The sequence below is a fragment of the Bacteroidia bacterium genome, assembly GCA_033391075.1.
Lineage (GTDB): Bacteria > Bacteroidota > Bacteroidia > J057 > J057 > JAWPMV01.
The window spans coordinates 4,929,142-4,953,713 of record JAWPMV010000001.1 but is presented as its reverse complement, the minus strand read 5'-3'; the positions used below and the strand labels follow the sequence as shown (position 1 = coordinate 4,953,713).

The 24,572-nt window shown below is 42.5% G+C and carries 21 protein-coding genes; 12 read left to right on the top strand and 9 right to left on the bottom strand.

The window, feature by feature from the left end:
- Positions 1–4: 4 nt before the first annotated feature.
- From R8P61_19695 to R8P61_19680, 4 genes are all read right to left on the bottom strand, one after another.
- Entirely contained in the window at positions 5–1,282 is a 1,278-nt protein-coding gene (locus R8P61_19695) for an acetyl-CoA C-acyltransferase (protein MDW3649302.1), read from the bottom strand.
- Between the two features lie 329 nt (positions 1,283–1,611).
- Positions 1,612–2,289, bottom strand: a complete 678-nt coding sequence (locus tag R8P61_19690) for a class I SAM-dependent methyltransferase (protein MDW3649301.1) — start codon at positions 2,287–2,289, stop codon at positions 1,612–1,614.
- 91 nt (positions 2,290–2,380) lie between these two features.
- A complete protein-coding gene (locus R8P61_19685) occupies positions 2,381–2,848 on the bottom strand; it encodes a hypothetical protein (GenBank protein MDW3649300.1) in 468 nt (155 codons plus the stop codon).
- Position 2,849: 1 nt separating this feature from the next.
- The gene (locus R8P61_19680) at positions 2,850–3,182 is read right to left on the bottom strand and encodes a PadR family transcriptional regulator (protein ID MDW3649299.1); all 333 of its coding nucleotides are present in this window, start codon (positions 3,180–3,182) and stop codon (positions 2,850–2,852) included.
- A gap of 390 nt (positions 3,183–3,572) precedes the next feature.
- On the opposite strand from R8P61_19680, the gene R8P61_19675 reads away from it, so the two are divergent.
- Positions 3,573–4,505, top strand: coding sequence for a DUF4412 domain-containing protein (locus tag R8P61_19675; GenBank protein ID MDW3649298.1), 933 nt, complete (start codon positions 3,573–3,575; stop codon positions 4,503–4,505).
- A 269-nt stretch (positions 4,506–4,774) separates the two neighbouring features.
- On the opposite strand, the gene R8P61_19670 is transcribed toward R8P61_19675, so the two are convergent.
- The 3 genes from R8P61_19670 to R8P61_19660 form a co-directional block, all read right to left on the bottom strand.
- Positions 4,775–5,578: a LytTR family DNA-binding domain-containing protein gene (locus R8P61_19670; protein ID MDW3649297.1), complete on the bottom strand. Its 804-nt coding sequence runs from the start codon at positions 5,576–5,578 to the stop codon at positions 4,775–4,777.
- The gene (locus R8P61_19665; protein ID MDW3649296.1) at positions 5,575–6,705 is read right to left on the bottom strand and encodes a histidine kinase; all 1,131 of its coding nucleotides are present in this window, start codon (positions 6,703–6,705) and stop codon (positions 5,575–5,577) included. The genes R8P61_19670 and R8P61_19665 overlap by 4 nt, the downstream gene beginning before the upstream one ends.
- A gap of 102 nt (positions 6,706–6,807) precedes the next feature.
- Positions 6,808–7,935: a DUF2911 domain-containing protein gene (locus tag R8P61_19660; protein MDW3649295.1), complete on the bottom strand. Its 1,128-nt coding sequence runs from the start codon at positions 7,933–7,935 to the stop codon at positions 6,808–6,810.
- 241 nt (positions 7,936–8,176) lie between these two features.
- On the opposite strand from R8P61_19660, the gene R8P61_19655 reads away from it, so the two are divergent.
- Genes R8P61_19655 through R8P61_19645 form a run of 3 tightly spaced genes read left to right on the top strand, consistent with a single transcriptional unit; the run spans position 8,177 to position 12,279 of the window.
- Positions 8,177–9,697, top strand: a complete 1,521-nt coding sequence (locus R8P61_19655; GenBank protein MDW3649294.1) for a hypothetical protein — start codon at positions 8,177–8,179, stop codon at positions 9,695–9,697.
- 7 nt (positions 9,698–9,704) lie between these two features.
- Positions 9,705–10,646: a T9SS type A sorting domain-containing protein gene (locus R8P61_19650; GenBank protein ID MDW3649293.1), complete on the top strand. Its 942-nt coding sequence runs from the start codon at positions 9,705–9,707 to the stop codon at positions 10,644–10,646.
- Positions 10,647–10,671: 25 nt separating this feature from the next.
- The gene (locus R8P61_19645) at positions 10,672–12,279 is read left to right on the top strand and encodes a hypothetical protein (protein MDW3649292.1); all 1,608 of its coding nucleotides are present in this window, start codon (positions 10,672–10,674) and stop codon (positions 12,277–12,279) included.
- Between the two features lie 37 nt (positions 12,280–12,316).
- On the opposite strand, the gene R8P61_19640 is transcribed toward R8P61_19645, so the two are convergent.
- Both R8P61_19640 and R8P61_19635 read right to left on the bottom strand, forming a co-directional pair.
- Complete coding sequence (locus tag R8P61_19640; protein ID MDW3649291.1) at positions 12,317–12,934, bottom strand: response regulator transcription factor; 618 nt, start codon at positions 12,932–12,934, stop codon at positions 12,317–12,319.
- 21 nt (positions 12,935–12,955) lie between these two features.
- Positions 12,956–15,034, bottom strand: coding sequence for a tetratricopeptide repeat protein (locus tag R8P61_19635; GenBank protein ID MDW3649290.1), 2,079 nt, complete (start codon positions 15,032–15,034; stop codon positions 12,956–12,958).
- Positions 15,035–15,244: 210 nt separating this feature from the next.
- Between R8P61_19635 and R8P61_19630 the strand changes: the two genes are divergently transcribed.
- The 8 genes from R8P61_19630 (at position 15,245) to R8P61_19595 (ending at position 24,566) form a co-directional block, all read left to right on the top strand.
- Entirely contained in the window at positions 15,245–15,730 is a 486-nt protein-coding gene (locus R8P61_19630; protein ID MDW3649289.1) for a hypothetical protein, read from the top strand.
- A complete protein-coding gene (locus tag R8P61_19625) occupies positions 15,727–16,677 on the top strand; it encodes a universal stress protein (protein MDW3649288.1) in 951 nt (316 codons plus the stop codon). Before R8P61_19630 ends, R8P61_19625 begins: the two co-directional genes overlap by 4 nt.
- Positions 16,670–17,533, top strand: coding sequence for a universal stress protein (locus tag R8P61_19620; protein MDW3649287.1), 864 nt, complete (start codon positions 16,670–16,672; stop codon positions 17,531–17,533). The genes R8P61_19625 and R8P61_19620 overlap by 8 nt, the downstream gene beginning before the upstream one ends.
- A gap of 157 nt (positions 17,534–17,690) precedes the next feature.
- Positions 17,691–18,572 (top strand): universal stress protein, encoded by an 882-nt coding sequence (locus R8P61_19615; GenBank protein ID MDW3649286.1) that lies wholly within the window; start codon positions 17,691–17,693, stop codon positions 18,570–18,572.
- A 43-nt stretch (positions 18,573–18,615) separates the two neighbouring features.
- Positions 18,616–20,283 carry a PAS domain S-box protein gene (locus R8P61_19610; protein MDW3649285.1) on the top strand — a complete coding sequence of 556 codons (1,668 nt, stop codon included), beginning with the start codon at positions 18,616–18,618 and terminating at the stop codon, positions 20,281–20,283.
- Positions 20,276–21,334, top strand: coding sequence for a response regulator (locus R8P61_19605; GenBank protein ID MDW3649284.1), 1,059 nt, complete (start codon positions 20,276–20,278; stop codon positions 21,332–21,334). The genes R8P61_19610 and R8P61_19605 overlap by 8 nt, the downstream gene beginning before the upstream one ends.
- Positions 21,335–21,857: 523 nt before the next feature.
- On the top strand, positions 21,858–23,396 hold the full coding sequence (locus R8P61_19600; GenBank protein MDW3649283.1) for a radical SAM protein: 1,539 nt from the start codon (positions 21,858–21,860) through the stop codon (positions 23,394–23,396).
- A 204-nt stretch (positions 23,397–23,600) separates the two neighbouring features.
- Positions 23,601–24,566 (top strand): TIGR01777 family oxidoreductase, encoded by a 966-nt coding sequence (locus R8P61_19595; protein MDW3649282.1) that lies wholly within the window; start codon positions 23,601–23,603, stop codon positions 24,564–24,566.
- Positions 24,567–24,572 lie beyond the last annotated feature (6 nt).

Sequence of the window (24,572 nt, the reverse complement as noted above, 5' to 3'; positions counted from 1 at the left end):
AGGACTAGATGCGTTTGAGGATCATGGCGTGGCCGTGAGCACCCGCAGCACATGCCGCTAAGAGCCCATAGGTTCCTCCTTCTTTTTGCAATCTATTAGAAGTAGTAGTAACAAGGCGTGCACCGGTTGCTCCGAAAGGATGGCCGATCGAGAGAGAGCCACCCCAGAGATTAAATTTCTCCATAGGAACTTCTCCCACAGCTTCTTCCCTATCCAGATGCTCTTTGGCAAATTCGTCATCCGCCAAGGCTCTTATATTGGAAAGAATCTGGCCGGCAAAAGCTTCATGAAATTCGATGACATCAAAATCCTCGAACTTCATTTTGTTTCGCTTCAACAATTCGGAGACTGCATAGGTAGGGCCAAGCAAAAGTTCGTCATCCAGGCTCTGACCGGTAAATACGAAATCTACTACTTCGGCTTTGGGAGTAAATCCCAGTTCTTTGGCCTTTTCCTCAGACATCAATAAGCAGGCCGCAGCTCCATCGGTTAGGAAAGAGGAATTTGCAGCAGTCAGGGTACCAAACTTCTTATCGAAAGCAGGTCGGAGTCTGGCTACTTTTTCAATTGTACTATTTCCCCTGATCCCATTGTCGCGATCAATGGCTTTGAATTTCGGGGGCAGTTGTACTTCAACCATTTCTTCAGGCAGGTGTCCGTCCTCATGGGCTTTGGCAGCCAATTGATGAGAGCGAACGGCAAATTCGTCCTGTTCTTCTCGACTCACCTTAAATCGGGCTGCCATGATATCACAATCCTGTCCCATGACTCGATTGGTGGTGTACTCTGCCACCTGAGGCCTTTCGGGTACAAAATCTGAAAACCTAAGAGAAGTGAGAAATTTCAGGTTGTCGCCCAGGGTTTTGATGCGTTGGGCCTTGAATAGCTTTTTACGCATTTTTCGGGGGAACTGGATCGGTGTATCCGAAGTATGGTCGATCCCACCTGCAATGACGATATCTGCCTGACCTGTCATGATTTCCATCACACCATCAGAGATGGCCCGATTCGCAGAAATACAGGCTTGTGATACGGTTCGGCAGGGAGTGGTATTGGGAATGCCTGCAGTGAGTGCAGCTTCTCGGGCCACATTGGGAGTCTTGACATTGGAAATGACATTTCCCATGATGACCTTATCTACTTTATCAGGTTCAATTCCTGTCTTTGTGAGTAGTCCTTTGATAGCGAAGCCCCCGAGTTGGTAACTCAATAGGTCCATATAATCGGTCCCCGAACGCAGAAAAGGCGTACGGCATCCGTCTATGACAACAACTTTTTTCATGCTGATCTATTTGGATTATTCGGGAATTTAAAAAAAAGTAGGAGGACTTGCTAGGAGGGCTGGCAGTAGGCTGTCATCCCGGCCTTACTTCAAGAGGCGGGATCTCTGGCTATATCATGTTTGCTAGAGGTCCCGGATAGCTAATAGCTTCCGGGATGACAGGATATATTGAATAATAAAGCCTCACATCGCGTGTCAGCCTAAGCTTGCGAAGGGCCTACGGCATTCCCCAACCCATTAATGATCCAGAAAAGGAGGTGGCAGAGGAATGAGGTTCCTCGATGGGGCTCGGAATGACAGGATTGATGTTTGACAGGACTTGTTTGCGATTAGCTTTTTTCCCCAATAAAAATAATGGAAGCTGGCAAGTTCGTCTTGGGATGGATAGGTTCTCGAATATCAATTAAGCTAAACCCATTTTCTAGGTAAAGCTGCTTCCATGAATCGATCGTCCGGAAATACCAGGGAGCAGCTCTGCAAAAATCCTCTGAAAATCCGGCCCAGGAACCCTTTCGCCAGCCATCCTCATATTCCTCTTCTCCACAGGAAGTTTTGGGATGCAGGGTCTGTATAATAAATTTCCCTCGGGGAGCGAGAAAGCTTGCTATATGAACAAATAGATGCTCGACCGATTCTTTACCTATCAAAGAAAAATTACAGCAGATGAGGTCAAAAACATCTGGAGTGCTGAAATGCTCCAATTCTTCATAGGCCAGAAGTGTATAGCTTCCTCTATGATCTTTTTTTCGGGCAATCTCCAATAAATCCGGGACTACATCCGTGCCCAAGGTTGCGATTCCTTTTTTTGCGATTTCCCGGCTCAGCCACCCTTCCCCACAGCCCAAGTCCCAGAAATTCTTCGGTTCCTGATCTAAAATGGCATCTATAATTGCCTGATTGGTAAGGAGAGTTCGGCTCTCAATACTTTTATTTTCAATTGCTTGATTCCAGGGACGGGCATTTAGCTCCCAGGATTTGATAATCTCCTTGTCCGATAATTCACGCATATCTCAAATTAGCGAAAAGAAAAAAGCCGGGAAAGCATAGGCTTTCCGGCTTTTGGCAATTGCCGAGTAACTTGAAATTAAAGTGAGGGGATCAGACAGCCACTTGCTTCATAAAACGCTTGTATCCATAGAGGACAAAGAGCGGCAAGAAAGCGAAGCTGAAAATTGATACACCCATAAATTTAAAGAGACCAGAGAGTAAATTTCCCAAAGGGGGATCATTAAGGGCGACTCCAAACAAGAAGTCAAAGCCGAAACTGAAGGCAAATAAGGCCAGGGCCAGATAAGCCGAAATAAAAATACCTTTAATCATAATACGGGTTCTTTTTATGGTGAGATAATAAAGGGTATCCGATTGTATAGTTGCGATTTCCTGGGGGCTAAAGTCCTCCTTGGCTTCTTCAAAAGCTTCTTCAAAGGCCTTGCCTTCTTTCAATAAATCCTCTACCTCGCAACATAAATGATCCAGTATATCGTCCTGAACTTCTTCATAAGACAGTCCATGCTGGATCAGGTAGTCTCGCATGTGGGCTATTTCGTAGTCTTTTAGATTATGCATATCAGGCAACTTTAGGATTGAGGATGAGTTGGAGGGTTTGGACGAAATCTGATAATTCATTCAGACTGGCTTCTACCTGTGGAGTCCCCTTCTGGGAAATGGAATAATATTTCCGTGTTCTTCCGCCTACTTCCCGAGATTCTGTTACGAGAACCCCCTCTTTCTTGAGTGCATGCAGGATGGGATAGAGTGAACCCTCCTTGATATGGATTTTGCCCTGGGAAAGGGCCTTTACTGCCTGAACAATCTCATAGCCATACATCCTTCCTTTCTCTGAAAGCATCTTCAGGATAATGGGTTTGATCGTTCCTTTTACCAATTCTTTGGAATACATATTTATGCCTTTTGATCAAATATATATAAAATTCTGATGCATCAAAAACCGATGTATTAATTTTTACGACTTTTTTGCTTGTGGGTTTTGATTTTTTTAGGATTTATTTCAACCCTTATCCTGCTTTCGCAGTCCTTATTTTACATGATTGATCGAAAGCATTATCTGGCATTTCTCAGAGCAATAACCAGGGTCCGGACTTTTGGATTATGAAATTTTTGCTCGTATTTTGCGTTTAGAATTTATTGCGCCTTCCTATTAAACCAGCTTATTTGGGCTGGAATCCTTGTGTTTTTCTTTCGATCGAATACCTGTTAGTTTTTAAACTAGCAAGGAAATGAGCGTATACTTAAAACCATTATTACAACACCTTATCAACACATAAAAAAGATGAAAAAAGTATTATTACTCCTGGGAATCTTCCTTTTTGTTCAGTTTGATGCTTCGGCGCAAATCAACAGGCTCAAACGCAAACTGGAAGATAGGCTGGCTAAAAAAGCGGCTGATAAAATCGAAGAAAAGATAGATGAGCGTATTGCAGAGGACGAAGCCAAAAATGGAAAAGATAAATCCAAGAAGAAGAGAAGATCTATTTTTGACATGGGTGATATTGGGGGGATGAGTACAGAAAAACCTGAAGATTTGGATGAGTCCTATTCCTTCAATTTTCAAGTGGACTGGAAAGTAAATTCTACTGATTCCAAAGAGCCTATGGATATGACACAGTTGTATTCAACTGAGAATAATCATATCGGTATGATCATGAAGCAGGCAGAAGGCAAGAAAAAAGACGAAATGCAGGAATTCAATTCTGTACTGGATGTGGAAAAGAGTTATTACCTCATGATGATCCCTGAAGAAAAATCGGCCATGTTGTTCAATTTCCAGCATATTGAGGATCAGGTGATCAAGGAAATGGATAAGCAGGCCAATGAACAGGAAGGAGATGCTCCAAATTTTAAAATCACCAAAACCAGTGAGACCAAGAATATCGCGGGTTATCCCTGCGTGAAATATGTATATGAGGCAGAGGATGGCTCTGGAGAATACTGGGTTACGGATGAAATCAAGTATGAGAGCTTCAATATGTTCAATTACTTCAAAACACTCAGTCAGCAAAGAGGGGCAACTCAGACCAAAGACTACCAAATGGCAATGAATGGATTTGTCATGCAGGTGAAGTCGGTAGATGAAAACGGAACGGAAGTGGATATGGTAGTAACGAATGTAGATGAAAAAGCGGATGTGAAAATGAGCCTGGAAGGATATTCCTTTATGGACATGAGAGCTATGCAAGGACGCTGGAGCGGAGAGAAAAAATAAGCATCAATTGTATATAAAATATATAGGGGCAGATGATTATCTGCCCCTTTGTTTTTACAAAACCTTTGTCATCCCGGCCTAAATGATAGAGCCGGGACCTCTAGCAATAATATACATCTGTCATCTCGAAGCTTGGAGGCGCGAGGGATTGAGTGCTGAGAGATCATGTAGTATGTGAGTATATCGGAAGGCAAGCTTACTCGGCACGCATGAGCCTTCTCGCCATTCAATCCTCGAGATGAAACAGATTTTGTTTTGGAACTGCTAATTCACATCCCCAATCTCCCCAAAAGATTCTTCTTATAAGTCCTGCTGAGCTTCAGTTTTTCCCCTTCTTTTAGCTTTACATAGTATTCGCCATTGAAATAGGGTTCCAATTCCTTGATGAATTCGAGATTGATGATGCTGGACTTATGGATGCGGATAAAGTTGTGGGGCGAAAGTTTGACTTCCATTTTCTTCATACTTTCCCTTACCAGAAAGAATCGATCTGCCGTATGCACTTTTACATAATAGTCAAAGGCCTCTATCCATCTAATTTCTGCGAAGTCGATGAAATGAATTTTTCCTCCAGACTTGATAAGCATTCTTTTATCGGCGGAGCCCAAAGAGCTTAGGATCATCTGATCTTTTTCACCCGACTGTTTTTCTCTATATCCATCAAGTAAGGCGTGATAGTTTTCATCAATCGTAGAAGTACTCTCCTGGTGAAGCCTTTCCTTGGCATGTTTCAGGCAATCGTAAAAGCGTTCGTCCGTAAAGGGCTTCAGCAGATAATCTATGGCATGAATCTGAAAGGCCTGAACTGCATATTGATCATAGGCAGTTACAAAAACCACTTTCGGCATTCGATCTTTGGGCAAACTACTCAATACCTCAAAGCCATTGATCTGAGGCATCTGTATATCTAGAAAAACCAGATCAGGACGGAGTTGATTGATTTGTTGAATGGCCTCCAGACCATTTTTACACTTGGCGATCAAATCCACTTCTTCATCTCTACTCAAAAGGAGTTCCAGACCTTCCCGAGCCTCTGATTCATCATCTACTATGAGGGTTCGAATGGAACTCATAGGCTTTTACTTGAGGGTGAAGAGATCGGACGAGCAGGGATGACCAGGTGGGTAGATACACCACTCAAAGACAAATTAAAGACCGAGAAGGAAAAGTCTTCCCCATAGAGTTGTTTCAAGCGCGTACAGGTATTGCTCAGGCCTATTCCTTTTTGCTCATTCATCTCCCAGTCTTCAGGAAGAGTTGGGCCGCTATTGTCAATCCAAACATGCAGTTCCTGTTTCATGACCTCGCTTTTTACTCGAAGCACTGCATCCTCCAGGCTTTGTGCGATCCCATGTTTAAAAGCATTTTCCAGGATGGGTTGTAGCAGGAGAGAGGGAAAAGCAAGTTCTTTACTTGCCGGATCAATTTCAAAATGGACACTGAGTCGATCCTGAAATCGAACTTCTTCTATCTCCAGATATTTCTTCAAAAGTTTGACCTCTTCTTCAAAGGCAACAAATTGCTCTCCTTCTCGGGCCAGACTTTCCCTCAGCAAATCACTCAGACCTGAAATCATCTGAACAGCTTTGGGCCCTTTTTCACTGCGAACCATCATCGATATGGTATTAAGGGCATTAAAAAGGAAATGGGGTTGGAGCTGCATTTTGAGGGTTTGCAACTGCGATTGGTTGAGGCGGGATTCCAATTCTAAAGAAAGGATGGTCTGATTTTTATAGCGAGCATAAAAATTCAGGGCAAATAATCCAATCATAACCAGCCAGTAAACAATCAGTCCATTGAGGGAAAAACTCAGGAACTGCTGCATATTATGGATGAATGCTTCTCCGAAGGCCATTTTGGGCTCACGTATCAAACGCGAGATCCCCATGGTAAGTAAAAGGGAAAGTGCGAGATTTACCAGACCAAAGAGGATACTGAGGGGCAGATGGATGCTTAAAAAGGGTTTCAACTCCATCCGGTGAGTACGGAGGAAGAGGGCATAGATGGCAAAGGAAAGGATCCACATGCTCAAATAATCCATGCTTGTCCACAAAATTTCATCCCCCCACATAAATTCATTGCCAGCCCGCATCATATAGTAGACCTGTTTCAATAAGGCCAGCAAGGTCAGTATTACCCAGACAGCCAGATTGATCCAGAAGAGCTTTTGTTTACCTATGAAAAGACTGGTTTTCGGCATAGATGATATAGAAAGATAGAACTTTTATATGAAAATAAGCGTGATGCGAATGGGATTCGCACCACGTCTTATATAAAAAGAAGGAGATATCTTGTTAGTACGTTATTTAGAGCCTTCTTCTTCATTCATGGCCTTGATTCTTGCTTCCAAAGCAGCCTTCCACTGTGCCGGAGCACCCTCAAGGGCTTTTTTATAGTGTTTCATGGCTTTTTCCTTTTGTCCAGTTACTCTCAAACCAGCACCCATTCCCGCATGGGAGATCCAGGCATCAGGGTCTTGATCATAAACCTTCTTGAAGAACTCATAAGCTTCCTGATTCTTATTTTGTTGGATCAGTGCGGAGCCAAACTGATATTTTGTGAAAGGCTGGGCATCATGGTCCAGAGCTGCCAACATAGTTTTCTTGGCTTCTTCGTCTTTGTGGAGTGCATAAAGCAAAAGAGACTTTGTCTGTAGGGTCTGGAAATTTGCCTGGCCAATGAAAGGAGCTGAGATTCCTTGTTCGATCCATGCAAGTGCTTCTTCCAGATTGGTATTATTGTTCAGGCAGTAATTGGCAGCTGAGTTAAATCCTTGCCAGGAGAAACCGGCGGTTGAGCGTAACTCATTGCGCATATTGGCCAAGTAAAGATCGGTCATATTGGGAACCTCTATCTTCATTGGCAAGCTTTTCTTTTCCCATTGGAGTTCTACAGTCGTACTAGCAGTACCTCTATCTGTAAATTCATAGGTGAGCCATTCAGTAAAATCATTTTCTTTAGGACTTGCCTTTACCCTAAGTGCATCTTCTCCTTCTTCATAATAGAAACTCCCCCAGGATTCAGAATTATTTGAAAAAATCCAGGTCCAGTCGCCAGATTCTTCTGCAATTACATGCAATCCATAGGTCCCGGCAGCCAGGTCTTTTCCACCAATTTTTACATCATGGCTAAAGGTAATAACAGTATTTTGATTGGCTCCTGCTCTCCAGGGAGCTGCGGTTGAAGGTCCAAATCCCAGATTATTCAATCCATAAGGAACCAATTGTCCCCAGATTTTGTCTTCTCTCCCATTTACTCCCGGGCTGCTATAGTCAATCGTTACAGACACAAGTCCCAAATGTTGCGTAACAGAACTTTGTTGGCTGGCTCCCGGAGGTAAAGTCACACTTCCCTGCCCAAATGTCGGACTAAAACCGGCTGAAAGGGATAGGAGGAGGAATAGAGAAAATCCGAGTTTAAGAAGTTTCATAGTAATTAGATTTTGATGTATATGAATACTCTCTCTTAACGCAGTTCAAGAGGGATGATCCGCTTTTATCAGGCTTATGACAAATAAATGCAGGGAAACGAAAGGTATTTGCAGGGAGCAGTCGAACATTCTTGGGCAATTCTTCATCCCTGCCCTCCAAAATCCCCCGATAGGGTGACGTTTCAAAAAACAGAGGATTGCTATTTGTACCGAACAAACACAAATATTAAACCCTTAGCTTATGAAAACGGATACCAAAACGGGAAATAGCTTCCTTATTTTCTTTTTACTCTTTCTGCCGGGAATGCTTCTTGGCAATAATCTCCAGATCGAGAACATTGAACTAACTGGCCAAAACCCTGGCCAGGATTATACCCTGATCAAATTTGACCTCAGCTGGGACAATTCCTGGCGAGTCAATGTAGGACCTGCAAACTGGGATGCGGCCTGGATCTTTGTCAAGTTCCGTATAGGAAGTGGGGATTGGCAACATGCAACTTTGAATTACCTGACAGGGGATGCAGTCCAGGATGGGCATAAGCCTGTTCCGGGTTCTATTATCAAACATACAGATGATGGAGTTGGTGCATTTCTGTATCGGGATGTGGATGGAAGTGGAAACAATGATTGGAACAATCTCCTGCTTAGGTGGAACTATGGGGTGGATGGTGTAAATGATAATGACATCGTTGAGGTGCAGGTCATGGGGATTGAAATGGTGTATGTACCGCAAGGTAATTTTAGATTGGGCGGGGGAAATGGAATGGAAGTCGGAAAGATCTTTGAACGAAGTGGTCCTTTAAATTTCTCAAATCCCTATCTGATAACTTCTGAAGCTGCCATACAAGTAGGTATAACTAATGGGAATCTTTATTATAATTCTCCGGTAGATCATGATGCTGGTGACCAACAGGGTCCTATTCCTGCTCAATTCCCGAAAGGTTTCCAGGGATTTTACTGTATGAAGTATGAGGTTACGCAAATACAGTGGATTCAATTCTTCAATAGCCTTACACCTGCTCAGCAAACCAATAATGATATTACAGATCTTGATCATCGTGGGCCTAATCCGATAGATAGAAATAATATTGAATGGGAAGGAACCGGAGGAGCGTATACTTCCAATCCTTATGTGCCCATGAGTTTTCCCCTATGGGGAGAGACATTGGCTTATTTGGATTGGTCGGGTTTACGCCCTATGTCGGAATTGGAGTTTGTCAAGGCTTGTAGAGGACCAGGAGCTGTCATTCCAAATGGATATGCCTGGGGAAGCGTGGATATAATAGAGACCGGTTTTACCTATGATTTGTTGAATAAAGGAAGTGAAAATGAACTTCTGGTAAATCATGTGAGTGGAGTTGGGAATGCCAATTGGATACATTCTGCAATCTTCGAAGATGGCCCCTACCGAAGTGGCATATTTGCTGCCAGTGCTCAATTCCCTAATCGGGAAGATGTAGGAGCTACCTTTTATGGGATCATGGAAATGAGTGGCAATCTCGCTGAAATGGCTGTGACGATAGGAACGCCCCAAGGAAGAAATTATAAAGGAGTACATGGCGATGGCAATCTGGATGCTGCCGGGGAGGCTGATGCGATCACCTGGCCGCCTATTACAGGAGAAGGAGGAGGACTCTTTGGAGGTTCCTGGTTTTCTGAACCCGAAAGTCTACAGATCAATGATCGTCGTTCGGCAACCATTGGGAATGTAGGGTATTTCAATGATGTTGGTTTCCGTGGAGTAAGAACTGTTCCTCAATAGCATAGCCATGAAATTTTTACAATTGATATACAGGCGATTCGCTCTGCCCTTTATTCTGTGCCTGATATGCATTGCTGATCTCAGTGGACAGATCTATAAAGGCGGAGAGGGAACAGGTTATACAGATGGACGATTTTTGGGAACGCTTGAAGGGATTTCAACTTCCACACTTTATCAGGCAGGAATAGAAGATGGTTTCGGCCAGGAAGCAATCAAAAGTAGCCTGAATGGCTTAAAGGCAAGTGCCCCTTTTGGAGGAGGCTTTGGAGATGGCTATGCAGATGATAGAGTATTACTAAACCTTAGTGGACAGGATTTGACGGTAATGTTTAGAGGAGGACTAAATGATGGATATGCACAAGATTGGAGCCTAAGTACCTTGCAATCCGTAGCTTTTCCGGTTGAAATTCTCTCCTTTGATGCACGATTGAAAAAGGATGCGGTCCTTCTGGAGTGGGTGAGTGGCTTCGAATTGAATCATGCGGCCTATCTCATAGAAAGAAGCTCGGATGCGACTAGTTTCGAAGTGATAGGGGAAATAGGCTCTCAGGGTAATAGCCAGGATAAACGAGCCTACGAATACTATGATCGAAGCCCTTTAGTCGGACATTCTTATTACCGATTGAAATCTGTGGATCTGGATGGTTCACTCCAATATTCTCATATCGAAGAGATATGGATTGACCTGGGAAGCGAAGCTCTCATTTACCCTAACCCAAATTCAGACCACCAAGTCAATATTCGCTGGGAAGCCCTGGCACCCAATCAAGCTTTACAGATAGAAGTCTATAACCTGCAAGGGCATCTGCTTATTCAGGAGGAACGTGTGCAATTATCCGCAGGCTTTATTCATCAATTCCAATTACCAGAATCTCTTCCTGCAGCTTCATATCTCATTCGATTGAGCCAGGGAAATCTGCTCAGCAAACACATCCTCATTCTTAACTGATTTTCCAAATTTTCATTTCACTAACATGAGAACAATTATTCTATCACTTTTTTTATTTCTGCTTACAAGTCTTCAACTCTCAGCCCAGCTTTGGACCCTTGGACAAAAACTGGGAACTGCTGATCAATGGGGCGGGGATAATCTGGGGATTTCAGTAGCAATATCCGATTCCTTTATGATCACAGGGGCCTGGTGGGCAGACTATGATGAAAATGGAGGTGCTCGCATTTCAGAAGCTGGTTCCGCTTATATCTACAAACTGCAGGCAAATGGGGATTGGCAGGAAATCCAAAAACTGGTTTCTCCCGAAAGACAAAGACTGGGCTATTATGGCTTTTCGGTAGATATTGAAGGCGATTTAGCTCTGGTTGGTGCTTTCAATGAATCTTTGGGTAGTTCAGGAGCTGCTGGGAAAGCCTATGTGTATCGGAGAGAAAGCAATGATATTTGGGTACTTGAAGATACCCTTAAAAGCCTAAATCCACTCAATGGAGACTTTCTGGGAAAATCTCTTTCCTTATCCGGCGACTATGCTCTTTTAGGATCTCCCGGCAATGATACCGATGAAAATGGAGCCAACCCCATGCCCGAAGCTGGAGCAGCTTATATTTTTAAACGAGCTGCAAATCAAAGCTGGACTCAGCTGGTAAAATTGGTGGCTGAAGATCGAGCAAATGGAGATGAATTCGGATCGGTAGTTGCTCTGGATAATTATGCCTTGATGATAGGTGCTCCTCCCAAAGATGCCGATCAACTTTCCTTGGCAACCGGCATCGCGTACGGAACTTATTTTGAAACAGAAAGTGAATTTGAACAAATGACCCTTGCTGATTTGCAAAGGATTGAAGCTTCTGATTCTGATTTTTTTGATTCTTTTGGTTCTGGCCTTGCTTTGGATGGTGAATGGGCTGTGATAGGAGCTGCGCGTGCAGAATCAGACCTAGCTACCACTTTGGGCAGAGCGAATGGAGCTGCCTACTTTTTTAAATGGGAAAATGATAGCTGGGTTGAAAAACAGAAGGTCTTTCCTTCTAATCCGGATTTCAGCGGTTCATTTGGTTCCTCCATAGATATGGAGGGTAGCGCAGCAATTATTGGAGCGGGCACAGCTGCTTGCGATAGAAATCAAAGCAACCTTATAAGTGCTGCAGGTGCTGCCCATGTATTTGAGTTGGATGGAAATGGACAATGGTCAGAAAAGGCAAAACTGGCTGGAACCGAACGTTCTGATTCAGATCTCTTTGGTGCAGCAGTAAGCATAAGTCAAGATTTCGTGATGGTTGGAGCCTGGGGAGCAGACACTGTAAATGGAGAGACAAAGCCAGCAATGGGAGCTATATATACCTTTGAAAGGGCCTGGCCTTTAGCGAGGGAGAATGAGCTGCAACTGGATCAAATTGAATTTTCTTATGACAGAAATTCCCATTTGATATCGATTGGAAATCAATCCTTGGAAAAGAGGAAATACCTGATGCAGATCATAGGACTTGATGGAAAACTCATCTGGGAGGAATCTGCCGAATGGCTTGATAATTGGGAAAAAGATGTATCTGTTTTACCCGCTGGTTTCTATGTATTTCGGTTGCAAAAAGAAGGCTTTCTTCCTTTTTACCGAAAATGGATAAAAGAATAGTATTTAGGTAAATTTCTATGGCCCGCGAGCTTCCTGCTTAGCGGGCTAATTTGTTTCTCAGCTTGGCCATGGCTTCCGAACGGGCATGAACTTCCAGCTTTTCATAGATCCGTTTTACATGGGTCTTGACTGTATTTAGGCTGATATGGTGCTTTTGAGAAAGTTGGCGATTGGTCTTCCCTTCAAAAATATCCTGCAATACTTCAACTTCCTTAGGGGTAAATTCGGTGACAAGTTTGCGGTTGATGGTCTCTGGATTCCAATTAGAAGGTTGCCAACGTTGGGCATAATTATACAGACCGATTTCGATACTGGTATATAGGTCCTGTTCATTGAAGGGCTTAACAATATATCCCAGCGGATGGGTGGGTTTTGCTCTTTCCAATACTGAACTACTTGAATAAGAACTGAGAAAAATAAAGGGAATTTGATATTCTTTTTGGATGTGCCGGGCAATACATATCCCATCCTCTCCTTTCCCCAAATTAATATCGAGCAGGACTAAATCTGGAAGTTCTTTTTTTAGCTCCTCATAGGCCTCTTCTGCCCGGTAAGCTACCCCAGTAACCCAATAATCAAGACTTGTCAAATGTTCGCTGATATCCTGAGCAATAAAAACATCGTCTTCTACGACTAGTATTTTAATGCGGTTCATAAGATGTGTGGGTAGGATAAATTAAGATACTTGATATTGAGCATTGTTTTCTGGAAGAAAAATTTTCACCTGTGTACCCCGATCAGACATAACTTCAAAAGTCGCTTTCATTTTCTGCACAAAAGCCCGGATCAACTTATAGCCCATAGATTTGCTTTCCTCATGATTAAAGTCTCTGGGTAGTCCAACACCATCATCGGCAACTTCTACCAGAAGTCCTTCCTTACTTTTTCCGATGTGTAAATGGATGTTGCCTTCATTCCGACCTTCAAAAGCATATTTAAGGGAATTGGAAATCAATTCATTGAGGATAAGCCCCAGAGGAATGAGGGTGTCTACATCGATAGATAATTCTTCGACTTTCCTGCTGATATGAATCTTGCTTTCATGAAGCTTATAAGAATCCAGCAAATTGTCCGTGAGTTTTTCGATGTACTGTGGCAAATTCACCCCTACCAGATATTCTTCCTGATATAGATTTTGGTGAATGAGGCCCATAGCCTTTACCCGGTTCCTCCCTTCTTCTATGGCACCCAGGGCAACAGGATCTTCTATCGAACGCGATTGCAAACTCAAAAGAGAGGATACAACCTGAAGATTGTTTTTGACCCGATGATGGATTTCTTTCAAAAGATTCTCTCTGTCTCGCAAAGCCTCTTCGAGCTGTATATTCTGGGTTTGGAGTAAACTTCTGTTTCTCTTTTGGATGCGGTAGCTTCTCCAGAGCAAAAGGAGGATTATCAGGCCGGAAATGATTCCTCCCAAACTTATGTTTCTCTGAAATCTTTGGCGGTCCAGTTCAGCATTGAAGGCGATTTCCTGTTTTTGTTGCTCTAATTCAAGAAATTCCTTTTCCTTGTCAAATTCATACTGCATTTCCAGACGGGTGATTTTCCGAGTTTCCTCATTGTTTCTTAAACTATCATCCAGTTCAATAGCCTTTTCATAGAATTCAAATCCTTTCGGGTTCCTTTCTTTTTGGTACAGACTTGCCAAAGATTTATATGCCAACAAACGAGTTTCTGGCTCTCCTCCCTGAAGGGAATTGAGAAGTCCTTTTTCCAGCAGCATAAGTGCTTTCTTTCTTTGCCCGCTATCAATGTATGCTCTTCCCAATTGGACAGCAGCTTTGGCCTCCTGGGTCTTTACTTCTTTCAACCTGGCGAAGTCATAGGCTTTCTGCAGATAAGGAATACCTTTCGCCAGGAGCCCCTTATCGCGATAAATCGCTCCCAGATTTATATAAACATCAATCATCCCTAGGGTATCTCCCAACTCTTCCCGGATTGCCAAAGATTTTTGGTTGAAAAATATTGCAGAGTCAACTTCTGTTTCAGATTTGTACAGCTTGGCCATGTTGTTGTAAACAATGGCCTGGCCTATACGGTCCTCATGCTTTTTCTTAATCACAAGTGATCGCTGAAAATGATACTTTGCCTTTTTTTCATTTTCCATGAGCAAATAAATATTGCCCAGATTAGCATGTGCAAATGAAGTGTAGTATTCATGCCCAGCTTTTTCAAAACTGCGTAAGGCCCATAGATAAATATCCGCGGCCTGGGCATAATTTGCCAGACGTTCATACACAATACCCAGATTATTGAATACGATTGCTGAATCCATAGCCGTACCCCCATCACTATACAATTGCAGACTTTTTTCATTAAAGTATATGGCTGAATCAAGATCTCCTCGGGCGTCGAAGATTGTAGCCAGATTGGTGTATTGTTTCCCGATATCTACTGATTTGCCTAAATACAAATAAAGAGATAGAGCTTGCCTTCTGATTTTTTCTGACTCCTCCAGGTTCCCCAGGATTTCATAACAGGTGCCCATCCGAGACAAGGCTCCAGCCAGTGCAAAAGTGTCTTTTCTATTTGTGGCAATATCTCTTGCCTCTCGCGCAAGTTCAATGCCTTTGGCCGGCTCAATAAATTGAAGCTGTTCTGCAAGCTGAATCAGACTTTCCATACGAACCGATTCTTCAGGCTCAGCAGCAAGGACCTTTTTCAGGCTATCTACAATCTCTGGCTGAGCCTTAATCGAACTAAAGCTGCCAAAGAAAATGAAGATCAGGAGTAAAGAATGGTGTAAGTGCATAGCTATGAATAAGTTAAAAAAAAATGTCATTCTTCTTAGCCTTGCACAAATCATAGGCTATGTATTAGTGCTTTTTTTAGCTTAAAACGTAATCAACTCCACATTTACAGTTAGGACTTTCTTCTGAGGTTGACAAAAGTCACTCCTGCCTCTGCGCTCTCTCATTCTTGAATTAGTGTCTCTCCTATATGTTTGAGAAAAGAGATCAAAATGAAAAAGACCTCCTTACATATCGGCTTAGCATTACTTCTTGGTGGACTGTTATTTACAGCTTTCAGATTTGAAGAAAAACCTGCAGGTGCTCTGGAGGAATATGTAGAAAAAATAGAAGGGATTTGGGTAAATGAGCATCGAGATACGGATTTGGGTGAGCCGGATATGTTGTGGATAGAAGTAAAAAGAGAATGGATTTATAGGAACCAGGTTCGCCTAAAGATCAGCGAATATTGTAAGCCCGGTTTTGCGGAATATCTGGTTTTCGAATTGATAGAGGACAAACTCATTTATGTAGGAGCCATGGATAAGGATGAAAGTTTTTGCCTTCTCTACCTCGACTATGCGGAAATAAGCTATGAAATAGAAGAGGGGCAAACGGTTCTTTACTATGAATCCTGCGAGGCTGAAATGGAAAACCACCTCAATCGGAGACTTATCAGAATCAATGAATCAACCTTCAACACAAGCTCTATATTATGAATGCATTTAAAAGAATCCTTCTCGGTATGGACCTCTCCAATACAGATTTATACTTATTGGATTATTTGAAGGTCTTTGCGGGAATCCAAAAACCGGAAAAAGTGTATTGTACCCATGTGGTAAAAGAATTGGACCTTCCCAGTTTTGTAATGGATGAATTAGGAGAAATGAAGGCTACTCCCCTGGATGAAAGGCTGAAAAAAAGTCTGGAAGAGGAAGTAAAGCTGAAACTGAAACCCGGGGAGTTTGAAGTGGACTGTAATGTACTGGAAGGAAAGACGGGAGAACAATTGTTGCACTGGGCTGAAGTAAAAGGGATAGATCTGGCCATACTGGGGCGAAAGATACCTAGCCAGGGATCCGGAATTTCAGCCAGGAGATATCTGAGAAAGAGTCCCGGTTCTGTTCTCTTTATCCCACATAAAAAGAAGCAAAGAATTTCCCACATCGCTCTGGCAACAGATTTTTCTCCTACTTCTACCTATGCCTTAAGAAAGGTACTGGACTGGACAGAAAAACTACCTGCTAAAGTCAAATTGAGCCTGATTCATGTATACGATGTGCCTTCAGGGGTAAGGGCTCAACTGGGTGGTCGTCCAGATTTGATCCTGAAACGAATTCGAGAAACACATGAAGAATTCTTTCTTCATTATCTGGATGTGCTGGGCTATGGGGAGAAAGGTATAGAATTGAAATTGGTCGAAAATATGCACGTAAATCCCGGCCACTATGTATATGATGCTGCAAAAGAATTGAAGGCCGATCTCCTGGTAATGGGAGCCTTTGGACACTCTTTCTTTGGCAACTTAATCCTGGGAAGTGTCAGTGAAAAAGTCCTGGAACTGAATCTTGATATTCCCCTTATGATCCTTAGACCTCGTCATGATGAGGTAGAAAAACTTCCATCTTTTAGTATCAAAAAATTTAAAACACTCGATTATGTCTAAGCTTATAAAAAATATCCTCGTACCCACAGACTTTAGTGATCATTCAGAATATGCTTTACAAGCAGCCATAAAGTTTGCAAGAAAAATCAGCGGCCAAATCTATTTGTACCATCGTATTCACCTCCATCCGGACTGGAACATTTTTACCGATGAAGAAAAAGATTGTCATCCCAATCTTCTTAAAAAAGAAGAGGCAATGATGGAACAATTTAATAAGGTAATCGAGCGAAATATGCATTCCGGTATCCGCATCAACTCTATATACTCATCTGGAGATTTGATGGATAGAGCTGAACAATTGGTAGATAAGTTTGATATCGATTTGGTTGTAATGGGTTCTGAAGGGGCTGATGGATTAAAGGAGATGTTTCTGGGATCCAATGCACAGAAAGTAAGCAATGTTGTCGATGTTCCTGTGCTTATCATTAAACATCCGATCGGAGATTTCTACCTGAAAGATGTGGTCTTTGCCTCTGACTTCAATGAAGATGCAAAGCAACCTTTTACGGATCTGATCCGCTTGCTCCAGAACTTTGGCTCAACTTTGCACCTGCTTTACATTGCCTCCGTCAAGGAATTTGTAGTGCAGGAAGAGACCCTCGAGAAAATGAGACAATTTGAAAAACTATGCTGGGCACTTCCCTGTCAGATTCACGGCAAAGCCGATCAATCTGTAGAATTGGGAGTCCAACACTATATGACCAACTCAAGAGCCGATCTTCTTTGTGTTGTCCATCACCAGAAAGGTCCATTTGAAAAGATATTCAGAGGTAGCGTATCTGGAAAACTTATCAATCATCTTGAATGTCCCGTCTTATCCTTACCCGCTGATGAGCGGGAAGTCGAGAAAAAGTGATCGATACAGTTTTTTGGAAGCCATGTGAAGGAGTCAGCCGCCCGGCTGGCTCCATTTTTTTCAGAATGACAAAAGTCACTTCTGGAATCTGGAGAGGTCATCTCCTTTTGCTCAATTGGCTGCTAGTTTTACTTAAACAACAGCAATAATAAATATCATGTCAAGAATTCTCGTCGCCGTCGATTTCTCCCTTGCTTCACATAAGGCATTAGAATATGCCCTGGAAATGATGAATAAAGAAGTGGATAAATTGATGATTTTTCATGTATACTCCCTTCCTATTCCTGATCCCGAAATGCCTGTTGAATTATTGTCTCAACTAGGAGATTCTTTTAGAGAAATTGCAGAGACACATATCAATAAGTTATTAGAGCGCATCCAGTTGGAGCACGGAGATTTTCTGGATATTTCAGCTAAGACCGTACCAGGGATGCCTGTAGATGCAATTCTTGAAGAAAGTGATGCTATGGATGCTGACCTGATCGTGATGGGGATGAGGGGAAAGAATAAAGCCCTCAGGAAGATTCTGGGTACAACTGCTACAAGAGTTATCCAAAATACCCATAGTCCTGTAGTTGTAGTTCCAGAGAGTGCTGCTTATACGCCGGTTAAAAGAATCGCATATGCTTCCAATCTTGAAGAGGAAGATATCCTCGCATTGGACAAGGTGATAAACCTGGCAAATAGCCTGGATGCCCAGGTGCATTGTGTACATATCCAACGGGAAGGAGAGCAATTGGATGTGTATAAAAAAAGCATCCTGGAAGAAGCCTATCAACATGATCTCATAAATAGCCCTATTAGTATTGACATTGTTACCAATGATGATATTGTAGCCGGCCTAAATGCTTATGTTGAGCTGAAAGAGATCGATCTGATTGTCATGCTGACTCATCATAGGAGTATTTTTAACCGAATTATTGGAGGGAGCAGAACCTGGGATATGGCCTTTCAGAGTAAAGTACCTGTATGGGTTTTTCAGGCAGATAGTCGGAAACTTAAAAATCGATCAAAAAAAGCAAAACTAAAGGCGGAATAGTATTCCTTCTTCCTTATCTTAATTGCTAAAGAAAGATAAGCATATGTCAGAGCATCCAAGAGATCCTTTAAACGCGATTAGTGTCGATATTGACCTTGTTCTCAAGGCCCTCTTTGACCATTCTCTGGAAGGGATACTGGTGTCTGATCAGGATTCGCGGATCGTTATGGCCAATGCTCGAACAGGGGAATTATTTGAGTATGATCCCCAGGAAATGTTGGGCATGAAGCTGGATGAGCTGATACCCGGACAGTACCGTAGAGGCCACCGCGCCCAGGTAGATTCCTTCTGGCAATCCCCCGGACCTCGCAAGAAAAATTCGGTAAAACGGTTAAAAGGATTGACCCGCACGGGTAAAGAAATGCCCCTGGACATTAGCTTGAATCCGATAAAAATTGATGCAGGTTCCTATGTGATCGCCCATATTGTTGACCAGACAGAAAAAGGCGAAATCCAAAATTCACTTGACGATAATGAAAACCTCCTTTCTGCCCTGATTGAAAATGCGGTTGACGGAGTGATTACCATCAGTCCCAGAGGAATCGTAGGATCTATGAATCCTGCAGCAGCCCTTCTGTTTGGCTATGATAAGGAAGAAGTGATAGGGCGCAATATAAAAATGTTGATGCCTGAGCCTCATCATTCTGCCCACGATGGATATTTGGACAATTACCATAAGACAGGCAGAGCTAAAATTGTGGGTATAGGTCGAGAAGTGGAAGGGAAAAGAAAAGACGGAAGTTTATTCCCCTTTTATCTGTCGGTGAGCAAGGTAGAAACACATGCCGGGCATTTTTATGCAGGTATTGTCCATGACCTTTCTGAACAGAAGACATTTGAAAACGAACTGAAAAAGTATTCAGAAGAATTGGAACAGCGAGTTGAAGCCAGGACTAGTGCTTTGGCTCAGGCAATCAATGGCCTGAAAAAAGAAATACAGGAACGAAAGACTATAGAAGAAGCCCTGAGATTGAGCGAAGCAGAAACCCAGGAGGCATTGAAAAAAGAAAGAGAGTTGAATGAACTTAAGTCGCGCTTTGTTTCTATGGCTTCTCATGAGTTCAGGACCCCATTGGCTACCATCCTTTCCTCCATGAACCTTCTTGAGAAATATCAGAATACGGAATATGCTAATCGGAGGGATAAACATATCAATCGGATAAAATCCAATGTAAAGAACCTGACAGCCATCCTGAACGATTTCCTTTCTTTAAGTAAATTGGAAGAAGGAAGAGTAGAATTGGAAACCGAGGAATTTGATATCCGGAGCCTTGCGCAGGAAGTTTGCGAAGATATCGAAACCCAGGCGAAGGATGGGCAGATCATAGAATACCAGCATGAAGGCTTGGAGGAAGAAGTCCAACTTGATCCTAAACTGACCCAAAATATTTTGATCAACTTGCTGTCTAATGCAGTTAAATACTCAGCCGAAAACACTCAGATACAATTGCTAAGCAAATTGACCAAAGACAGCCTCTTCCTCAAAGTGATTGATAGAGGGATGGGAATTCCGGAAGAGGAGATGCAACATCTGTTTGAGCGATTTTTCAGGGCAAAAAATGCCGGCAATATCCAGGGAACTGGTCTAGGACTAAGCATAGTAAAAAGGCATGTAGAATTAATGAATGGAGAGATAGAGGCAAAAAGTAAATTAAATGAGGGAACTGAATTCTCCATCAGGTTTCCTCGTAAGGTAAAAGCTAATGAATAAAATCCTCCTGATAGAAGACAATCCGGATATGCGCGAGAATACTGCGGAAATCCTGGAACTGGCAGGCTACGAAGTCATGACTGCCGAACATGGAAAAAGAGGTGTCCAGCTTGCCGGTGAGGTGGACCCTGAGCTCATCATTTGTGATATCATGATGCCAGAGTTAGATGGGTATGGAGTATTGCATATGTTGAGTAGAAATCCCAAAACAGCTGGAATTCCCTTTATTTTTCTAACTGCTAAAGCCGAAAAAGCTGATTTTCGGAAGGGGATGAACCTTGGAGCAGATGATTATCTGACCAAACCTTTTGAAGATGTAGAGTTGTTGGATGCCATAGAGATGCGGAAGAAAAAGGTTGAGAGTATCAGTTCCCTGAATGTAGGAAATGAAGAGGAGCTGACGCAGTTTGTAGACGAGGTTCGGGCGAAAGGAGCATTGGATATGTTGGCGGAGGATCGGGAGAAAAGAATGTATAAACCCAAGGACCTGATCTTTGAAGAAGGGCACAATTCTTACTATCTCTATTTTATCAATTCCGGTCGGATTAAGACTTACAAAACCAATGAAGATGCCAAAGAATATGTAGAAGGCTTATACAAAGCCGGAGATTTTATTGGCTACAATTCTTTACTGAAAGATTCACCCTATGTGGACTCTGCAATGGCTTTGGAAGAAAGTGAAGTTATCCTCATCCCTAAAGAAGATTTCCTTGCCCTGATGTACAACAATCGAGATGTCTCTCACAAATTTATTCGATTGCTATCTAGGGATTTGGCCGAAAAGGAGGAACAACTTCTTCATCTGGCCTATGATACCGTCCGTAAACGTGTAGCAGATGCCCTCATGCGTCTTTACGATAAATACCAGGAACAAGACAAGGAGGAATTTAAAATCTCTCTCTCCCGGGATAATTTGGCCAGCATAGTTGGCACCTCAAAAGAGTGTGTCATCCGCGTGCTATCTGAATTCAAATCAGAAGGCTTGCTCAATACACGTCAAAGCGAAATAGAGATTTTGAAGCCGGAAGGAATTAGAGGAATTAGATTTTAATCTATTCCATAGAATTCAAGAAAAGGAGGGAAACTTTCCTCCTTTTTACCCCTCAGAATAAATAAGGAAAAGAATTGACTGCTGAATTGAAGTTCTCCGCTTTGTTCAGCTATGACTGCTTTTGTTTTTTATGCTGCCAGGTCCCAGGTCCAGCCGCTCTAAGTCAGACCGCCTTAAGGGCCTTTTCCCCATCGCCAGCAGCTTTTCCCATTTCTCTCCTAAAAATGTCAGATGAAGCAATATGCAGGAAGAATTTCTTCCCCAAGCGCAATATCCTGGCTCTATTTCCCGCCAAATGCATCCTATTAGATAGAAATAGCGTCTTTTTAGATATTCTAAGGAATTATTATGTCAAAATCGATTCAAAAAGTAGCTGATTTTTGGCTTTACGGAATAAGTTTAGCTCTTTACAGATTCTCCTCTCCTATTTTTCAGTTTACACAAGACGGATTTCTATAATCTCCTAGCTGAAATCCAGACTGCTTCTTTACTACCCAGTACCAAAACCCTACAACCTATATCTATGTCAAAATTAAAAGTTGGGGTCATTGACCTTATTAGCAAGGGGCCTAATAAATCCCTATGGGCAAGAGTTATGCATGCAAATTTTGCGAGTATCATGCCACAGGTTATCGCCACCTGGTGCGACCAAAGAGGACATGATGTAGAACTTATCTGTTTTACAGGACTCGAAGATCTGGAAAAAGAAATTCCACAAGATGTGGACCTGGTATTTATTTGTGGATTTACTCAAGCTGCCTTTTTGGCTTATTCACTTAGTAATCTTCTGCAATCAAAAGGTGTTGTCACGGTGTTAGGAGGGCCTCATGCAAGATGTTATCCGGAAGATGCACTGAAATACTTTGATTATGTAGTAGGATTTACGAATGAAGAAGTGCTGGATGAGATCCTGGATAATTGTGTATCTCAGGGAAAAGAAGGAACCTATTTGGCCGCAAAGAACCAACCTCGTAGTCTGCCGAGTTTGAGAGATCGCTGGAAATTTGTCGAGCAAACCCTCAAAAAAGCGCCTTTACTCAAATTTGTAAATATGATTGGAAGTATGGGTTGTCCCTATACCTGTTCCTTTTGTATTGATTCTGTAGTCAAATACCAGCCCCTGGACTTTGAGATTATGAAATCTGATCTCAAGTTTTTGTTGGGGAAATTTAAAGACCCTATCGTGGGATGGCATGATCCCAATTTTGGGGTTCGTTTCGATGACTATATGGAGGCAATCGCTTCTGTTGCTCCCAATGGAAAGATTAGACATATAGCTGAAAGTAGTCTTTCGATTTTAACAGAAGATCACCTAAAGGTGCTGAAGCAAAATGGGTTTGTAGGGATGCTACCCGGGATAGAATCCTGGTACGATATGGGAAATAAATCTCGTACCGCACGTCGGGAAGGAGAAGAGAAATTGAATAGGGTTTCTGAACATGTAAACATGATTTTTGATTATATCCCCTATGTGCAAACCAATTTTGTGTTGGGATTGGATAGCGATGAGGGAGATGAACCTTTCGAACTGACCAAGCGCTTTGTGGATATGTCTCCCGCAGCTTTTCCTGGATATTCACTCCTGACTTCCTTTGGAGAAGCCGCTCCTTTAAACCTGGAATACCAGCAGGAAAATCGGGTTTTGCCTTTCCCCTTCCACTTTTTGAATAATCACCATGCCATGAATCTTAAACCCAGGAATTATGAATGGGTTGATTTTTATGATAAAGTGATTGATTTGACCGAATACACTTTTTCAAATAGAGCGGTTTATCGCCGCTTTACGCATTCCAAAGTATGGACTGCAAAATACCTCAATGTGATTCGGGCGATTTCAAATGAAGGATACGGTAGAATCAAATATTTCAAGAAAGTTCGGAATAACCTGATTGAAGACTCAAAGTTTAGGGATTTCTTTGAAGGAGAAAGTCAGGTTTTGCCTCAATTCTATGTTGATATGGTGAAAAAGGATTTAAAAGGCCTATGGGAATGGCTACCGGAAGGAGCCTTATACCACAATCCCAATGCTTATTTGGAAAAAAGTAAGCGGCAGCATGCCTAAGTGAATTCTGCTGCATTTGGATAAAAGAAAAGCCCTCACCGATAGGTGAGGGCTTTTCTTTTGTCATTTCGAGCCTTGGTCTTGGGTTGGGAAGTGCGCCGGGAAATCCCGTATTCTAATGCTTGAAAATATAATTCATAACTTTCAGTATTTTCTGAAACTTTATTATATTTGTTTCGTTTAGCAGATATAAACAAGCTACACATGAAAAAACGAATCGTCATAGCAGGTGGAACAGGTTTTCTCGGGAGAGCATTACAATCCTATTTTACAGAAATAGGATTTGAAGTTTACCTCCTCACCCGCAATCCCCTCGGCCCGAATGAAGTCTACTGGGATGGAGAGAGTTTTGGGGAATGGTGCTACCTCCTGGAAGGCACCTATGCCTTGATCAATCTGGCGGGTAAAAGTGTAAACTGCCGGTATACCGAAAAGAATAAAGCCCTCATAAGAAGCAGTCGACTCAATAGCACACATATTCTGGGCAAGGCGCTACAGGTCTTTTCACCTGCCCCAAAATACTGGATCAATTCCTCTACAGCTACCATATACGAACACACAGAAGGTGATGCTCCTCACAATACGGAACATCTGGGAAGGATTGCAGATGACTTCTCGGTCCTTGTTGCCAAGGACTGGGAAGCAGCTTTTGAAAGCTACCAACTCCCTGAAACGAAGAAGCTGATCCTGAGAACAGCCATTGTTTTTGGAAATGAAGGAGGTGCCTATCCTGTGATGCGGGATCTAGCTAAAAAAGGCTTGTGTTCGCCTCAAGGCAATGGAAGGCAATGGATCAGTTGGATTCATGTAGATGACTTTTGCCGGGCCATAGATCATTTGATGGAAGAGGAAAAGGAAGGAATCTTTAACCTTTGTGCTCCAAATTATCTCCGCAATAGGGACTTCTTTCACCTCCTCAGAGAAAAGCTTAAGCCTCCTTTTATTATACCTCAACCCAAATGGCTGCTGGAATTTGGAGCGATTTTTATGGGTACTGAGACAGAATTGATTCTCAAAAGCCGGAAGGTATATCCGGAAAAGTTGTTGAGGATGGATTACCGATTTTTGTATGAGGATATGGAAAGCTGTTTGGAGGATCTGTTGAAAAAGAAGGAATCTCAACAGAAGGCAAAATCGATTTCCTATACTGTAGAAAATGGAGCTGTATAACTCCAC

Excerpts from the sequence above, each read along its gene's own strand:
- R8P61_19680 (MDW3649299.1), bottom strand. The coding sequence starts at position 3,182 with ATGTATTCCAAAGAATTGGTAAAAGGAACGATCAAACCCATTATCCTG.
- R8P61_19645 (MDW3649292.1), top strand. The coding sequence starts at position 10,672 with ATGAGAACAATTATTCTATCACTTTTTTTATTTCTGCTTACAAGTCTT.
- R8P61_19665 (MDW3649296.1), bottom strand. The coding sequence starts at position 6,705 with ATGCCGAAAACCAGTCTTTTCATAGGTAAACAAAAGCTCTTCTGGATC.
- R8P61_19605 (MDW3649284.1), top strand. The coding sequence starts at position 20,276 with ATGAATAAAATCCTCCTGATAGAAGACAATCCGGATATGCGCGAGAAT.
- R8P61_19670 (MDW3649297.1), bottom strand. The coding sequence starts at position 5,578 with ATGAGTTCCATTCGAACCCTCATAGTAGATGATGAATCAGAGGCTCGG.
- R8P61_19595 (MDW3649282.1), top strand. The coding sequence starts at position 23,601 with ATGAAAAAACGAATCGTCATAGCAGGTGGAACAGGTTTTCTCGGGAGA.
- R8P61_19655 (MDW3649294.1), top strand. The coding sequence starts at position 8,177 with ATGAAAACGGATACCAAAACGGGAAATAGCTTCCTTATTTTCTTTTTA.
- R8P61_19695 (MDW3649302.1), bottom strand. The coding sequence starts at position 1,282 with ATGAAAAAAGTTGTTGTCATAGACGGATGCCGTACGCCTTTTCTGCGT.
- R8P61_19685 (MDW3649300.1), bottom strand. The coding sequence starts at position 2,848 with ATGCATAATCTAAAAGACTACGAAATAGCCCACATGCGAGACTACCTG.
- R8P61_19620 (MDW3649287.1), top strand. The coding sequence starts at position 16,670 with ATGTCTAAGCTTATAAAAAATATCCTCGTACCCACAGACTTTAGTGAT.
- R8P61_19690 (MDW3649301.1), bottom strand. The coding sequence starts at position 2,289 with ATGCGTGAATTATCGGACAAGGAGATTATCAAATCCTGGGAGCTAAAT.
- R8P61_19660 (MDW3649295.1), bottom strand. The coding sequence starts at position 7,935 with ATGAAACTTCTTAAACTCGGATTTTCTCTATTCCTCCTCCTATCCCTT.
- R8P61_19625 (MDW3649288.1), top strand. The coding sequence starts at position 15,727 with ATGAATGCATTTAAAAGAATCCTTCTCGGTATGGACCTCTCCAATACA.
- R8P61_19600 (MDW3649283.1), top strand. The coding sequence starts at position 21,858 with ATGTCAAAATTAAAAGTTGGGGTCATTGACCTTATTAGCAAGGGGCCT.
- R8P61_19675 (MDW3649298.1), top strand. The coding sequence starts at position 3,573 with ATGAAAAAAGTATTATTACTCCTGGGAATCTTCCTTTTTGTTCAGTTT.
- R8P61_19610 (MDW3649285.1), top strand. The coding sequence starts at position 18,616 with ATGTCAGAGCATCCAAGAGATCCTTTAAACGCGATTAGTGTCGATATT.
- R8P61_19630 (MDW3649289.1), top strand. The coding sequence starts at position 15,245 with ATGAAAAAGACCTCCTTACATATCGGCTTAGCATTACTTCTTGGTGGA.
- R8P61_19640 (MDW3649291.1), bottom strand. The coding sequence starts at position 12,934 with ATGAACCGCATTAAAATACTAGTCGTAGAAGACGATGTTTTTATTGCT.
- R8P61_19615 (MDW3649286.1), top strand. The coding sequence starts at position 17,691 with ATGTCAAGAATTCTCGTCGCCGTCGATTTCTCCCTTGCTTCACATAAG.
- R8P61_19635 (MDW3649290.1), bottom strand. The coding sequence starts at position 15,034 with ATGCACTTACACCATTCTTTACTCCTGATCTTCATTTTCTTTGGCAGC.
- R8P61_19650 (MDW3649293.1), top strand. The coding sequence starts at position 9,705 with ATGAAATTTTTACAATTGATATACAGGCGATTCGCTCTGCCCTTTATT.